Genomic DNA, 15,098 nt, shown 5'->3' with positions numbered 1-15,098 from the left:
CTCAGCTCCTTCCGGAAATCGGCTTGGACGCGAACAGGCTCTCGAGGACCTCGTTGGTATGTGCACCAAGCGGTGGCACACCACGGCTCGGACCGGGATGACGGCCTTCCACAATCAACGGCTGCGCCACATAGCGACGCTCGCTGCCGTCATCCTCCGTGATGCTCGTGAACATGCCCCGTTCGGTGAAATGAGGATCGCGCACCACTTCTTCGAGATCATTCACCGGGCTCCAGGGAATTCCGGCGCGATCGAATGCCTCGCCCCATTCGGCACGGGTGCGGGAGGCAAGGCGCTCGGCGATGAGGCTCGCAAGGTGGCGGTTTTCGGCTACCCGTTGCGGCCGGGCATAGGCAGCATAGGCCTCGAGGCCAACAGTCCGGCAGAACGGCTGCCAGAACCAGTCCTCATGGGCAATAGAGAGCGACAGGAGCTTGCCGTCCGCACACGCGAAACTGCCATAGGCCGGCTCATCGCCGATCTCATCGGGCCGGGCGCCATTGAGGACGGGGCTCAGGAATACCGACATCCACGAAACGAGCCCGTCGGTCATGGAGACATCGATATAGGTGCCCTTGCCGGTGGTCGCGCGGCTGACAATGCCGGCAAGACCCGCGAGCGCCGCGAACATGCCGGAGGACAGATCACCTATCGCAAGCTCGCCGCCGCCGCTGGTGCGCCCGGCGCGCGCATCGCGGAACATGAGGCCGGCAATCGCCTGGTAGGAGATGTCATGAGCAGGCCGGTCGCGATAAGGCCCGGTCTGGCCGAAACCGGAGATCGAGATATAGACTATGCGCGGGTTGATGCGCGCAACATCCTCCGGCCCAAAGCCCAATCGCTGCATCGTGCCGGGGCGAAAGCCTTCGAGCAATATGTCGGCGGTCTTGATGAGCTCGCGCAGCGCCAGCTTGCCGTCTTCCAACTTGAGGTCCAGGCAGACCGATCGCTTGCCGCGGTTGATCGCGGCGTAGAATTCGGGAAACTGCCGTGCAGGATCACCACTTCCCGGCCGCTCGACCTGGATCACATCGGCGCCGAGATCGCCCAGCAGCAAGGTCGCATAAGGTCCGGGATATTGCTCGGCAAGGCTTACGACCCGGATTCCGGTGAGAAGCGCTCCCATTCTTCCTGCCCTCGTGGTGCGAGGCTGATGCCTTGCGTATTTTATCTTTGGGTCTACAGTGTAACTTAGTAAACAGCGAACTGACCCGTGAGTCAAATAGGACTGGGCAGCGGATCGGGAAGGAAACGAGATGTCGGAACAGGTGGTGGTATCGGACGTCCGCAAGGGCGCCTTGTGGCTCAGGCTCAACAGACCGGATGCCATGAATGCGCTGAGCCCGGCGGTGTTGACCGGAATCAATGGAGCCCTGGATAAGGTCGAGCATGACCCCGAGGTCAAGGCGGTGGTTCTCACGGGCACCGGCAGAGCCTTCTCAGCGGGCGCGGATCTCAAATATCTGCGCGGTGAAGTGGGCGGCGATTCCGGCAAGATGCACGATTTCCTCAGTCAGGTGATCGGGACGATGGAGCGGCTGGAGCGTTTTCCCCGGCCGGTCATCGCGGCGGTGAACGGCATGGCGCTCGCCGGCGGGCTCGAGCTCGTGCTGTGCTGTGATCTGGTGATTGCCGCCCGTTCGGCCAAGCTTGGCGATGCCCATGCCAATTACGGCCTCTTGCCGGGTGGCGGCGGCTCGGTCCGCCTGCCCCGAAAGATCGGCCCGACCCGCGCCAAATACCTGCTTTATACCGGTGAATTCGTGCCGGCCGAGGAGCTGGTCACCTGTGGGCTGGTGAACGAGGTGGTCGAGGATGAGGATCTGATCCCGGCCGCGGAGAGGCTGATCGCGAAGATGGCGACCAAGAGCTCGCTGGTGCTGCGGCGAATGAAGGCGCTGGTCGATGACGGGCTCGAGCAGCCCAGCGCGACGGCCCTGCGGCTCGAGTTGATTGCCGGTGAGGTTCACGCCACCAGCCATGACATGAACGAGGGGCTTGCCGCGTTTCAGGAAAAGCGCAAGCCGCGTTTCATCGGGCGCTGACAACGCCGCCATTATTCCCGCTGAATGCAGGGGGAGGATCCCATGAATGTTCAAACCAGAGCGGATGTGTCGCGCGATGATTTCGGCCTGACCGAGCAGCAGGTCCTGATCAAGCAGGCCGCGCGGCAGGTTGCCCGCGAGGTCATCGCGCCCACGGCGGCAGCGCGGGATAAATCATCGGCCTGGCCACACGAAGAGCTCAAAGCAGTGGCCGATCTCGGCTTCATGGGCATGCTGGTGCCGGAGGCCTATGGTGGCTCCGATATTGGCTTTGTCGGCTATTGTCTGGTGATGGAAGAGCTGTCGCGCGCCGATGGCGGCCTCGGCACCATCGTGCATGTGCATAATCTCGGTGCGACCTATCCGCTTGCGCAGCATGGGACGGAGGAGCAGCGGCACCGCTATCTTCCGGCGATGACCCGGGGCGAGCATATCGGGGCGGTGATGCTGACGGAGCCGCATGCGGGCTCTGACACCGCTGCTTTCCGCACCAGCGCGCGTCGAGAAGGTGATCACTTCATCATCAATGGCACCAAGCAGTTCGTCTCCAACGGCTCTGAGGCCGGGATCACGCTTGTGCTTGCGGTGACGGACCGGGAGGCTGGAAAGCAGGGCTTCACGACCTTCATCGTTGATCCGCGCGCACCCGGAGTGGAGGTGGCGCGGGTTGAAGACAAGCTCGGCCAGCATACGGCCCATACCGCTCAGATCGTGCTTCGCGATGTGCGGGTTGCCGCCGAAAATGCGCTGGGCGGAGTGGGGAATGGTTATCGCGTCGCGCTTGGCCTGCTCTCGGACGGGCGGGTCGCGATTGCTGCCCAGGCGGTTGGTATTGCCCAGGCGGCGCTGGATGCGGCGGTCGCCTATGCGCGAGAGCGCCAGGCCTATGGCGCTCCGCTCACCAAATTACAGGCGGTGAGCTTCCGCCTGGCCGAAATGGCAGCCCAGGTCGATATTGCTCGGCAGTATTACCTGCACGCGGCGCGAATGATCGAAGCGGGCATTCCCTGCATGAAGGAAGCGGCCGCGGCAAAGCTGTTCGCCTCGGAGATGGCGGAGCGTGTGTGTTCGGATGCGTTGCAGATTCACGGAGGTTATGGTTACACCTCCGGCTTCCCTGTCGAACGCTTCTATCGTGACGTGCGCGTGTGCAAGATCTATGAAGGGACGAGCGATATTCAGAAGCTGATCATCTCGCGAAATCTCTAGAGGCTGTGGCAAAATGCAGATCGCCGGGCACCATGATCCCGCGCAACGAAACTCACGGGTGCGATGACCACGCGAAGGAAAACCGTCGGTCTCAAGCGGGAAGGGCAGCCGCTGGCATCACGTCGCGGCCGGCACAGCGGTGCCTGGAAAAACGTCGTCCTGAGCCGGGACGAGCAATTCGCGCTGAAGCGCACGGCCTTGCTGCGCGAGGCGGCGCGAGCGTTCAGCGCGCGAGGCTACCACCAGACCTCATTGGTGGATGTCGCGCGGACGCTGGGGGTGACCAAGGCGGCGCTTTACTACTATGTCTCCAACAAGCAGGAGATCCTGTACGAGTGCCATATGATGGCCCTGGATTTCGGGGATCAGGCGCTGGCCTATGCGCTGGAGAATGGCCGGACCGGTCGCGAAAAGGTCGTACTGCTGGCGCGCCGTTACCTCGAGCTTCTCACCAGCGAGATCGGGTCCTGCGCGGTGCTCTCCGAGGTGAATGCGCTGGAGGCAGATAACCGGGAGCGGGTGGTGAAGCGGCGTGACGAGTTCGATCAGCGCTTCCGCCAGCTGATCGGGGAGGGGGTTGCCGATGGTAGCCTGCGGCAGGTCGACCCCAAGCTGACCGTCTTCTTCTTCATGGGTGCAGCAAACTGGCTGACCAGGTGGTTTCAGCCCCAGGGCGAGCATTCGGGCGAAGCGCTGGCGGCGGCCTTCTCCGACCTTTTGGAAAAGGGCATCCGCGCCGAATAATCAATGGCCGGGCAGAACGAGGACAGTCGGTTCATCCGGCAAGCTCTTCATCGAGACAACCACCGTAGGGCTCGCGCTGGTCTCGACCGCGAATTCACCCTTCATCTGGCCGAGGAACCGCGCAAGCGTATCCGGGCCAAAATAATGCATCGGTATGACAAGCTGGGCTCGCAGGGCCCTGAGCACCTCGACCATGGAGGCCTGGTCCATCGTATAGGAGCCGTCAACCGGCACCATGACCACGTCAAGCCGGCCAATCTGTGCGATGCGATCGGGGCCCAGCGTGTGATGAAGGTGTCCGAGATGGCCAATGCACAGCCCACCCACTTCGAAGATGAAAATCGAATTGCCGTCGGGAATGCGGCCGCCGGACCAATCGCGAATATCGGTGGTGACATTGCGGATCACCATATCGCCCACTGTCACGTGATGGCGCGCGGGTGTGCCATCGATGCTCCAGCCGCGCAGGATATGGGCGATCTCCGGTGAGGGCGTATCGGTATAATGGGTCCGATGGGCACGGTTCATGGTCGCAACCGTCGGGATGACGCCATCGGGGAGATAGCCGGCATAGTCGGTGGCGACCACCACGCCACCGGCGCTTTCAATGAGGAAGGTCGCATGACCGGTGAAGGTGATTCTCACCTCATCCTGCGCCAAGGACGCGGCCTTAAGCGCAATGGTCCGAATGGGAAGAGATCTGTCGGCAACTGCAAGGCAGCTGCTCACCGGCTGCGCGTCTGCTGCGGTGAAACACAAGCCGGCGATGAGGCCGACGGTCATAGCAAAGACATTCAAGATCCGCACCGGACTCCTCCCGTCTGGCTCTGCCCACCAGAATTTATGATGCGTCAATTGGGTCATGTGGGATCACGTTTCGTTCAAAACTGTGCCTTCCTGGCGAGAAAGGTGACGTAACGGCAAATCTCTGTCTTGCTAAGCAACTATGGATTTGACTACCGAGTAAAACCTGCTTCTAATAGGTCAATGAGACACCACTGCTCATAGGGAAAAGAGGATCTCGTTCAGCGAAGATCCCGGGGTCTGGTGGGAGGAAACATGGAAAGCGCTGCGATCAGCGGCCGGCAGGCCGCGCGTGATGTTGCGGCCGAAAAAATGCCGAGTGCTTCCCCACGCTTGGCGCGTGTTGAGGAAGACCGCTCTCCCCTCCTGCGGGCTGATGCAATAACGCTGCGCTTCGGTGGCATCGTGGCGCTCGACAATGTGTCGATTGCGATTGGGCGGGATGAGCTGGTTGCGGTCATCGGGCCGAATGGCGCCGGCAAGACCTCCCTGATGAACTGCCTGAGCGGTTTTTATCGGCCACAGCAGGGCACGATCCATTTCGCGGGCGAGAGCTTCGCGGGCGAGAGCTTCGCGGGCAAGAGCGTGCATAGCATTGCCCGCTCCGGGCTCGCGCGGACCTTTCAGGGCACGCATATCTTCTCCGGCATGTCCGTTATCGACAATATCAAGGTCGGCCGGCACATCCATATGAAGACCTCTGTTCTGCAAGCTTTCCTGCATGTGGGCTGGGCGAAGGAGGAAGAGATCCGCCACCGCGAGGTGGTGGAGGAGATCATCGAGTTCCTCGAAATCGAATCCATCCGGCATCAGCCTGTCGGCAGCCTCGGATATGGCTTGCGCAAGCGGGTGGATCTGGGCCGTGCGCTCGCGCAGGAGCCGAAGATCCTGCTCATGGACGAGCCGATGGCGGGCATGAACACCGAGGAGAAGGAAGACCTCGCACGGTTCATCCTTGACGTGCGCGAGGCCCGCAAGATCCCGGTGGTGCTGGTCGAGCACGATATGGGCGTGGTCATGGATCTGGCGGACCGGATCGCGGTGCTCGATTTCGGCAAGAAGATCGCGGAGGGGACGCCAGCCGAGGTTCAGCGCGATCCGGCGGTGCTGAAGGCCTATCTGGGCGAGGAGACGCGCTGATGCTCCCCATGCGCACCTTGCCGCAGCTTCTCGTGGACAAGGCTATCGCTGATCCCGGCCGGCTGGTCGAGCGCCATAAGTATCGGGGCATTTGGCGGGAATATTCATTCGCAGACGTGCTGGCGCATGTGCGCAACGTGGCGCTCGGGCTGAATGCGATCGGCCTCAAGCGAGGGGAAACCGTTGCCATTCTCGGCGAGAACGAGCCCGAGGCCTTCTGGACCGAGTTCGCGGCCCTGGCAGCCGGCGGCAAGGTGGTCTGCCTTTATCCCGACCTGACCGCCGATGAAATCGATTACCTCCTGAATGACAGCGAGGCGGTCTATCTTATCGCCCAGGATCAGGAGCAGGTGGATAAGGGGCTCGCGGTGCTGCCGCGCGTGCCAGCCCTGCGCCGGATCATCTATTGGGATGATACCGGCATGTGGTCCTATCGGGACAAGGGCCTGATGACCTTTGAAGCCCTTGAGGCCGAAGGCAAATCCGCCCATGTGGCAAAGCCTGACCTGTTCCAGTCATTGGTGGATGCGGGCCGGGTCGATGATATCGCGGTGCTGTCCTATACCTCGGGCACGACCGGCAAGCCCAAGGGCGTGATCCTCACCCACCGCTATCTCGTCGACAACGCCTATCGGATCATCACCGGCGCAGGCCTCCAACCCGGCACGGAATACCTCACCTATATTGCGCCGGCCTGGGCGACGGAGCAGGTTTTCGGGATCACGCTGGGGCTCGTGCTGCCGATGGTGGTGAATTTCCCGGAATCCCCGGAAGAGGTTCTGAACAATATTCGCGAGCTGGCGGTGGAGGCCCTGGTCTTCGCACCGAGGCAATGGGAGAGTCTTGCAGCCACTCTGCAGGCGCGGATGCTCGATGCCGGGCCCATCCGGCGCAAGCTCTATCATTGGGGGGTGGAGGTCGGCCGCCAGGTGAATGTCGCGCGCCTTGAAGGAAAGCCCGTCCCGCTGAGCGCCAAGCTCGCATTTCCCCTGGCGGAGATGCTCGTGCTCAGGCCCTTGCGCGACAAGCTGGGGCTGACGCGGGCGAAGGTCGCGCTCAGCGGCGGTTCGACCATGGCGCCGGATGTGTTCCGCCTGTTCCACGCGATCGGTGTGCCCCTGCGCAATCTCTACGGCACGACCGAGATGGGCATCGTCACCATTCATCAGGGCGAGCGCTATAATCTCGAAACGGTCGGCCATTGGCTCACATCCCATCCCGAGGCGGGCGAGGCCCTGAGCTGGAAGGTCTCCGAGCGCGGCGAGCTTTTGCTGCGCGGCGGCAGCTTCTTCCAAGGCTATTACCGGCTGCCGGAGAAGTCGGCCGAGCGGATGGTCGATGGCTGGTATCAGACGGGGGATGCGGTTTCGCAAACCGACAGTGGCGAGCTCGTCTTCCTCGAGCGCGTCGATGATCTGCGCAAACTGCGCTCGGGCGAGAGCTTCCCGCCACAGTTCATCGAGACGCGGCTGCGCTTCAGTCCGTTCATCAAGGACATCATGACGCTCGGCGATGAGACGCGCGATTTCATTGGAGCGCTGATCAATATCGACATGGGCGTGGTCTCGCGTTGGGCAGAAGACCGCAATATCGGCTTTTCCACCTTCACCGATCTTTCACAGAAGCCGGAAGTGGCCGCGCTCATCCGCGATGAGATCAAGCGGGTCAATCAGTTCCTGCCCGAAAGCTCTCGGGTCCGGCGTTTCGCCAATTTCCCCAAGGAGCTCGATCCGGACGAGGGCGAGCTCACGCGCACGCGCAAGCTGAGGCGCGAGTTCTTGGAGCAGCGCTATAAGACGCTGATCGATGGCATCTATAGCGGGGCGCCGAGCGTGCGCATCGAGGTCCCCGTAACCTATCAAGACGGGCGGCGCAGCACCTTGGTTGCGAGCGTTGCCATTCACGATGTGGATGAAGACGCAACCCGCGCCCGCGCGCCTCTTGCCACGGAAGCTGCCGAATGATGGTCGATTTCCTCACCTATCTGATCACCGGCGCATTGGTCGGGCTGCTTTACGCGCTCATCGCCATGGGATTCGTGGTCATCTACCGCGCCTCGAAGGTCTTCAATTTCGCGCAAGGCGAGCTCGTCGTCTTCGGCGGATTCATCGTCTGGTGGATGATCGTCGATATCGGCCTGCCGATGTGGATCGGCATTCCTCTGGCCTTCCTCGCCGCCGCGGCTTTCGGCCTGCTGATCGAGCGGATTTTCTTCTCCCGGCTGGTGGGTGAGTCGGTCTTCGCCATGGTCATGGTGACCATCGGTCTCCTCATTCTCATGCGCGGCCTCATCCTGGTCTTGTTCGGACCCCAGGTGCGGCCCTTCCCGATCGTGTTTCCGCTGCAGCCGATCTTCATCGGCGATGTGCTCATTCCGCGGGCCCTCGCGATCGGCGGCATCATCACCGTCATTGTCGGGCTGGGGCTCTCCTATTTCTTCAACAGGACCCGGACCGGCCTTCGCATGACCGCGGTTGCCGAGGACCATCAGGTGGCGGTCTCGCTCGGCATCTCCGTCAAGCGATCGATCGCCTTCGCCTGGATCCTTGGGGCGTTGCTCTCGACGCTTGGAGCTGTGATCTATCTCAGCGGCAAGTCGCTGAACTTCCTTGCTTCCGAGATCGGCATGACCGCTCTGCCGGTCGCTCTGCTCGCCGGGTTCGAGTCCATCGCCGGCGTGCTGCTGGCCGGCATCATCGTCGGGATCATTCAGGGCCTGGTGACCGCCTATGTGGACCCGGTCATCGGCGCGTCCTTCGGCACGGTGGTGCCCTTCGTGATCATGCTCGCCATTCTGTTCATCCGGCCGACGGGCATGTTCGGCTGGAAGACGATCGAAAGGGTTTGAAATGGATCCCGCCGGCGTCTTTGCCACCAGTTTCGCGCGCGACGAGGCGCTCATCCGCACGCGCGGGCAGTGGATCGCGCTCGCCCTGTTCCTCGTGCTGCTGTTCGCCTTGCCCTATCTGGTGGGCCCGCGGGTCGTGGCGGTTGCCAATGTGATGCTGATCACCGCGGTGGTGGTGATCGGTCTCCAGATCAATACGGGCTATGCAGGGCAGATCAATCTCGGCCAGGCGGCCTTCATGGGGGTTGGGGCCTATACGACCGGCATTCTAGCCTCCAAGCTGGGCCTGCCCTTCTGGCTCGCCATTCCCCTGGGTGGTGCTTCTTCCGCCTTGTTCGGCTTCATTTTCGGCCTGTCGGCGCTCCGCATCAAAGGCTTCTATCTCGCGCTGACCACGATTGCCGCGCAGAGCCTGTTCCATTTCCTCGTGCTGAACCTGCCGACCAGCTGGGTCGGCGGCTCCAATGGCATCTCGCTCCAACCGGCGCAACTGTTCGGCTTCGTGTTCGATACGGACCGCTCGCTCTATTACCTCTGCCTGGTGGTGGCGATCATCATGACCTATGGCGCCTTCGGCATCGTGCGGGGCTGGCATGGGCGCGCCTTCGTGGCGGTGCGCGATGACGACGTGGCCTCGGGCATGATGGGCATCAATGTGGTGAAGACCAAGGCGGTCGCGTTCCTCATCGGTGCCTTCTACGCGGGCGTCGGTGGCGCGCTCTGGGCCTATTACGTGCGCTTCGTGGCGGTTGACCAGTTCACCCTGTTTCACTCGATCTGGTTCATCGCCATGATCATCGTAGGCGGTATGGGCTCGATCGTCGGGGCGCTGGTCGGGGTCGTGGTGATCAAGGCGGCCCAGGAGACGTTGGTCACCCTCGGCCCCAATCTTGTGCAGATCTTTCCGGCGCTTGGTGGTGAGCTCGTCTTCGCCACCATGAACATCTTCCTCGGGGGTGTGATCGCGGCCTTCCTCATTTTCGAGCCGCGCGGCCTCATGCACCGCTGGTCGATCATCAAGCGCTCATACCGGCTGTGGCCGTTCCCCTATTAGCGGCCTTCAAGAACAGTACCTGCAACAAGGGTGGATACGGGAGGAAGAAACGCGAATGAAGCACAGCTTACGAATAACGGCCGCCGCGGCCGTCGCTGCAGCCGGCCTCTTTTCATCGATCTGGTCGGCGCAGGCTCAGACCACCTACAATGTTGCCGGCATGGCAGATTTCACCGGCCCCTATGCCGACATCATGAAGGACTGGACCAATACCCGTTCGGCGGCCATCCAATGGTGGAATGCCGAAGTGGGCAAGGATCTGGGCGTCCAAATCAACATCAAGGATTATGACCATCGCTATGATGTGGCCCAGGTCGCAAGCCTGTGGCCGGGGATCAAGGCCGAGATCAACCCCGTCGTTGTGCTGGGCGTCGGTGGCCCCGACGTTGCCGCCCTGCAGAACCGCTTGCCTGGCGACAAGGTGCCGATGATCATGGCGACCGCCAGCTATGGCTATGTCTGGAAGCCCGATCCCTGGGTATTCAATCCCCGACCGACCTATAGCCATGAATCGGCGGCATTCTGCAACTGGCTGCGCGAGAAGCGGGGCGGTGACGGCCCGCTGAAGGTGGGCATCATCTCCTCCGAAGCAGCGCCCGCCTATGTCGATATCCATAGCGGCCTCGCCAAATATGCGAAGGATAATCCGGACAAGGTCGAAGTGGTCGAGGTGGTGTTCACCGAGATCCAGCCGACTGATCTGACCACGCAAATCAACCGCCTGGTGCGTAACGGTGTGGAAGCGCTCGTCATTCAGACCAATACGGCGGCCGTGGTGGCGGCAAAGCGTGCGCTCCAGACGCTCGGCAAGAATGTGCCGATCCTAATGAGCTCGCATAACGGGCTGTTGACTTCGGCGGACGCCATCGGCGATCTCTCTCAGCTCAATGGGGATTATGAAGTCTACGGCATGGCAGTTCCGACCGATACGGAGACCGAGCCGCACAAGTTCTTCAACATGCTCAAAGACAAATACGGGCTGCAGGCGGACTGGAACGTGTCGGCGGTCATGGGGCTCGCACAGACGCTGGTTGCGCTGCGCGCCATTGAGGCGGCGGCAAAGCAGGCCGGCGCCGATAAGGTGACCGGCGAGGCAGTGCGTCAGGCAATGCTCAACAGCCCGATTCCCTCGTCCGCAACCTTTGGCGTGCTGCCGGACCTCAAATTCACCAATGAGGCACCATTCCCACCCACGGGCCTGACGGCGACCATCGCCACGATCGAGGACGGCAAATACGTGATCGCGGCCGAGAAGGTTCCGGTTCCCGACCTGAACAAGTGGTGAGGCACCAAACAGCGGCGGGCGGCTCATGCGGCCCGCCACCTTGGCCTGGGCTGGAGACCGACCGTGCTTGAACTCACGAATGTCGAAGTCATCTATAGTGACGTCATTCTCGCGGTGAAGGGCATCTCGCTCACCGTTGGCCAGGGACAGTGCGTGGCCCTGCTCGGCGGCAATGGCGCCGGCAAGAGCACGACGCTCAAGGCGATTTCCCGGGTCATCACCATGGAAGATGGGGATGTGACCGGCGGCACCATCAGTTTCGAGGGCGAGAGGATCGAACGGGCCGATGCGGCCGACATCGTCAAGCGCGGGCTTGTGCATATCATGGAGGGTCGGCGGGTGCTCCGGCATTTGACGACCGAGCAGAACCTGCTGGTGGGCGGCCATATGGAGCCGTCTGGCCGCGCGGTGCGCCAGAGGCTGGAGGAAGTCTACGACCGGATTGGCCGGCTGGCGGCGCTCAAGAATCGGATCGCCGGCTATCTCTCCGGGGGTGAGCAGCAGATGGTGGTGATCGGGCGGGCCATGATGGCCAACCCCAAGCTGATCATGATCGACGAGCCCTCGCTCGGTCTTGCGCCACTCATGGTGGAAGAGGTCTTTGCTCTGTTGCGCAGCCTCAAGGCATCCGGGATGACGCTGCTCATCGTCGAGCAGAACACGCGGGTGGCGCTCGACATCGCCGATTACGGATATGTCATGGAGAATGGGCGCATTGTGCTTGAGGGCGCAGCGAGCGACCTCAAGACGAACGAAGATGTGCGTGAGTTCTATCTCGGCCTCACCATGGAGGGCGAGCGCAAGAGCTATCGAGAGGTGAAGCATTACCGCCGGCGCAAGCGCTGGCTCGGTTAGGTCACCACTTCCCAAATCTCCGGAATATTGGCTATGCTGCCCTCAATAACAGGGGGAGCATACCATGACTGATCTCAAGCTTCTGCCGCCCGGCCTCGTGGTGAATACCATGAAGGGTGACGTCGCCGAGCATCGCGCCGGCGCGTGGCTTACGTGGAATGGCTCGCTCGATCTCGACTGTGCCATTATCGGCGTACCCTATGACGGCGCATCCGTGGTCCGCGCCGGCTCCCGGCAGGGGCCGAACGCGGTGCGACAAGGGCTTATGTATTTCACCACCTATTCGAGCCGCGACCGCAGGGCGATGACCGCGCTGAGAGCGGCCGATATTGGCGACGTGCAGGTGGTGATCACGGACATGCAGGGCACCTTCTCACGGATTGCCGACACAGTCCGGCAGCTGGTCGCGCGAGGCATTATCCCGATCGTATTGGGCGGTGATCATTCCATCTCATTTCCCAATCTTCGCGGGGTCATGGAGGCATTGGGGCCGGACAAGCGGCTGGGCGTCATCCATTTCGATGCGCATCACGATCTGCGCAAGGCGCATCTTGGGGCCGAATCGAGCGGTGTGCCATTCCGCAAGACGCTCGAACTGCCCGGCACATTGCTCAAGGGGCGCAATCTCGTGCAGATAGGGCTCGGGGAATTCGCCAATGCGCCGGAGTTCGACGACTATGCCCATGAGATGGGGATCACGGTCATCTCGGCGCTCGAGGTGCGCGAGCGCGGCATGAAGGCAGTCATCCAGCAGGCGCTGGACATTGCCGGGCAGGATGCCGATGGCCTCTATGTATCCGTGGATATCGATTGCATCGACCAGTCGCAGGCACCCGGCACCGCGGCACCCAACCCGTTTGGGCTCGATGCACGCGACCTGCAGCTTGGCCTGCGCCGCATTGCGGAACATCCGAAATTCGTAGGTGGGGACATCGTCGAGATCTCCCCACCTTTTGATCCGCAGAACATCACCGGCGTGACCGGAGCCTCGCTGGTCTTGAGCCTGCTCTATGGCGTATCCAAGCGCCTGCTGCCGAAGCGATAAACGGCTCGGCGCTCACTCGATGTCGAACTTGACCCCCTGGGCGAGCGGCAAGGTGCGGCCGTAATTGATGGTGTTGGTTGCGCGCCGCATATAGGCCTTCCACGCGTCAGACCCGGATTCGCGACCGCCGCCCGTATCCTTCTCGCCTCCGAAGGCGCCGCCAATCTCAGCTCCGGAGGGACCGATATTCACATTGGCGATGCCACAGTCGGAGCCGCGTGCTGAGAGGAACAGCTCGGCCTCGCGCAGATCATTGGTGAAGATCGATGACGAGAGACCCTGGGGCACCGCGTTGTGGAGCGCGAGGGCTTCTTCGAAATCGTCATAGGCGATCGCATAGAGGATTGGCGCGAAGGTCTCCTGCTCGACCGGGCCCACCTGTCCCGGCATTTCCACCAGAGCCGGCCGCGTGTAATAGGCATGAGGCGCGTCAGCTTCGTTGACACGCTCGCCTCCGGTGACCTTGCCGCCCAGAGCCCGGGCGGACTCGAGCGCCTTCTGCATATTGGCATAGGCGCGTTCGTCGATGAGCGGTCCGACCAGCGTTCCAGGCTCCATCGGGTTGCCAACCTTGACGGAGCTGTAGGCCTTGGCCAGACGCGGCACCAGCTGGTCATAGACGCTGCGGTGGACGAAAAGCCGGCGCAAGGTGGTGCAACGCTGGCCGGCTGTGCCCATGGCCGCGAAAGCGACAGCGCGAAGTGTCAGATCAAGATCCGCCGAAGGGCAGACGATCGCGGCATTATTGCCGCCAAGCTCGAGGATGGCCCGCGCCAAGCGCTGGGCAAGGCGCGGTGCCACCGTCCGGCCCATGGCCGTCGAGCCGGTGGCCGAGACCAGCGGCACACGATGATCATCCACCAGGATTTCGCCGATCTCGCGGCCACCGATAAGCAGGCCGAACAAACCATCCGGCACAGGGCTCACTTTTTCAGCAAAGCGTCGGGCAGCACGGTCGAATAGGGCCTTGCTGGCCAATGCCGTGAGCGGTGTCTTTTCCGATGGTTTCCACACGATGCTATTGCCGCACACGATGGCGAGCGCTGCATTCCATGACCAGACGGCGACCGGGAAGTTGAACGCCGAGATGATCCCGACCACCCCAAGCGGATGCCATGTCTCCATCATCCGGTGCTCGCCCCGCTCCGTCGCGATGGTGAGCCCGTAAAGCTGGCGCGACAGGCCGACAGCGAAATCGCAGATGTCGATCATCTCCTGGACTTCGCCAAGACCCTCGGAGGTGATCTTGCCCACCTCGATCGAGACCAGCTTGCCGAGCTCGTTCTTGTGGGCGCGAAGCTCCTCGCCGAACAGCCGGATCAGCTCACCGCGCTGGGGCGCCGGCACATTCCGCCAGGTGAGGAAGGCGGTGCGGGCCTGCTCGATGGCGCCGCGCGCTTCCGCGGCATCGGCCTCGGGCACGCTGGCAATCACCTCACCGGTGATGGGTGTGCGGACCTCGAGGCCGCCTTCGGCGCTGCGATTGGTGGTCACACCGAGGCTCGACAGCAATTTCTCGACTTCACTTGCGAGGGGCATCTTCATGGCGGCCGTCATGATACGGAACTCTCACCGGGTTGGTTGCGACGCTTTTCCATGTTCATTAGCAGAAATATGTGGGTGCGCGCCAACTTTGGCGGATTGAGCCCAGAAAACGAGATCGCGAGATTTACTTCATGCAATCGCTTTGGCCTTATCTTGTGGTGTTCATCGGCGGTGGCGTAGGCAGTGCCGCGCGTCATGGGGTTAACCGGGCCGCGCTGCATCTGATCGGTCCTGGCTTTCCCGCAGGGACGATGGCCGTCAACATCGCCGGGTGCTTCATCATGGGGCTGATTGCCGGCCTGTTCGCGTTCAACACAGAGGCGCCGCAATGGCTGCGCCTCTGCCTGATGACGGGCGTTCTCGGCGGCTTCACAACCTTCTCTGCCTTCGCGTTGGATGCGTCCCTGCTTTATGAGCGGGGTGATCTGGCGATAGCGGCGGTCTATGTGCTGGGCTCGGTGGTGCTATCGATCGCCGCCCTGTTTGCCGGGCTGGCGATCATACGGGCGATCGTCCAGTAACGC

At 62.2% G+C, this 15,098-nt stretch carries 14 protein-coding genes; 11 read left to right on the top strand and 3 right to left on the bottom strand.

The features are described from left to right. Position 1: 1 nt before the first annotated feature. Entirely contained in the window at positions 2–1,126 is a 1,125-nt protein-coding gene (locus tag RCF49_RS12190; protein WP_342640153.1) for a CaiB/BaiF CoA transferase family protein, read from the bottom strand. A 130-nt stretch (positions 1,127–1,256) separates the two neighbouring features. On the opposite strand from RCF49_RS12190, the gene RCF49_RS12185 reads away from it, so the two are divergent. The 3 genes from RCF49_RS12185 (at position 1,257) to RCF49_RS12175 (ending at position 3,998) form a co-directional block, all read left to right on the top strand. Beyond that, the gene (locus RCF49_RS12185; protein WP_342640152.1) at positions 1,257–2,045 is read left to right on the top strand and encodes an enoyl-CoA hydratase/isomerase family protein; all 789 of its coding nucleotides are present in this window, start codon (positions 1,257–1,259) and stop codon (positions 2,043–2,045) included. Between the two features lie 42 nt (positions 2,046–2,087). Further along, a complete protein-coding gene (locus RCF49_RS12180) occupies positions 2,088–3,254 on the top strand; it encodes an acyl-CoA dehydrogenase family protein (RefSeq protein WP_342640151.1) in 1,167 nt (388 codons plus the stop codon). Positions 3,255–3,317: 63 nt separating this feature from the next. Beyond that, positions 3,318–3,998: a TetR/AcrR family transcriptional regulator gene (locus RCF49_RS12175; protein WP_342640150.1), complete on the top strand. Its 681-nt coding sequence runs from the start codon at positions 3,318–3,320 to the stop codon at positions 3,996–3,998. Here RCF49_RS12175 and RCF49_RS12170 read toward each other — a convergent pair whose 3' ends face one another. Continuing rightward, positions 3,999–4,805 carry an MBL fold metallo-hydrolase gene (locus RCF49_RS12170; protein ID WP_342640149.1) on the bottom strand — a complete coding sequence of 269 codons (807 nt, stop codon included), beginning with the start codon at positions 4,803–4,805 and terminating at the stop codon, positions 3,999–4,001. A 252-nt stretch (positions 4,806–5,057) separates the two neighbouring features. Here RCF49_RS12170 and RCF49_RS12165 point away from each other — a divergent pair, with 252 nt between their 5' ends. From RCF49_RS12165 to RCF49_RS12135, 7 genes are all read left to right on the top strand, one after another. Further along, on the top strand, positions 5,058–5,942 hold the full coding sequence (locus tag RCF49_RS12165) for an ABC transporter ATP-binding protein (RefSeq protein ID WP_342640148.1): 885 nt from the start codon (positions 5,058–5,060) through the stop codon (positions 5,940–5,942). Further along, entirely contained in the window at positions 5,942–7,906 is a 1,965-nt protein-coding gene (locus RCF49_RS12160) for an AMP-dependent synthetase/ligase (RefSeq protein ID WP_342640147.1), read from the top strand. Before RCF49_RS12165 ends, RCF49_RS12160 begins: the two co-directional genes overlap by 1 nt. Beyond that, a complete protein-coding gene (locus tag RCF49_RS12155) occupies positions 7,903–8,790 on the top strand; it encodes a branched-chain amino acid ABC transporter permease (RefSeq protein WP_342640146.1) in 888 nt (295 codons plus the stop codon). Before RCF49_RS12160 ends, RCF49_RS12155 begins: the two co-directional genes overlap by 4 nt. 1 nt (position 8,791) lies before the next feature. Beyond that, on the top strand, positions 8,792–9,844 hold the full coding sequence (locus tag RCF49_RS12150; RefSeq protein ID WP_342640145.1) for a branched-chain amino acid ABC transporter permease: 1,053 nt from the start codon (positions 8,792–8,794) through the stop codon (positions 9,842–9,844). 55 nt (positions 9,845–9,899) lie between these two features. Next, the gene (locus RCF49_RS12145) at positions 9,900–11,129 is read left to right on the top strand and encodes an ABC transporter substrate-binding protein (protein WP_342640144.1); all 1,230 of its coding nucleotides are present in this window, start codon (positions 9,900–9,902) and stop codon (positions 11,127–11,129) included. A gap of 63 nt (positions 11,130–11,192) precedes the next feature. Beyond that, a complete protein-coding gene (locus tag RCF49_RS12140; protein ID WP_342640143.1) occupies positions 11,193–11,984 on the top strand; it encodes an ABC transporter ATP-binding protein in 792 nt (263 codons plus the stop codon). Positions 11,985–12,048: 64 nt separating this feature from the next. Further along, on the top strand, positions 12,049–13,029 hold the full coding sequence (locus tag RCF49_RS12135) for an agmatinase family protein (protein ID WP_342640142.1): 981 nt from the start codon (positions 12,049–12,051) through the stop codon (positions 13,027–13,029). Between the two features lie 12 nt (positions 13,030–13,041). On the opposite strand, the gene amaB is transcribed toward RCF49_RS12135, so the two are convergent. Beyond that, positions 13,042–14,586, bottom strand: coding sequence for an L-piperidine-6-carboxylate dehydrogenase (amaB, locus tag RCF49_RS12130; protein ID WP_342640141.1), 1,545 nt, complete (start codon positions 14,584–14,586; stop codon positions 13,042–13,044). A 119-nt stretch (positions 14,587–14,705) separates the two neighbouring features. Between amaB and crcB the strand changes: the two genes are divergently transcribed. Beyond that, a complete protein-coding gene (crcB, locus tag RCF49_RS12125) occupies positions 14,706–15,095 on the top strand; it encodes a fluoride efflux transporter CrcB (RefSeq protein WP_342640140.1) in 390 nt (129 codons plus the stop codon). Positions 15,096–15,098: the final 3 nt, after the last annotated feature.

Origin of the sequence: Rhodoligotrophos sp. CJ14, from assembly GCF_038811545.1 — a bacterium.
GTDB classification, from domain to species: Bacteria; Pseudomonadota; Alphaproteobacteria; order Rhizobiales; family Im1; genus Rhodoligotrophos; species Rhodoligotrophos ferricapiens.
This window is presented reverse-complemented; position numbering and strand designations above follow the sequence as displayed.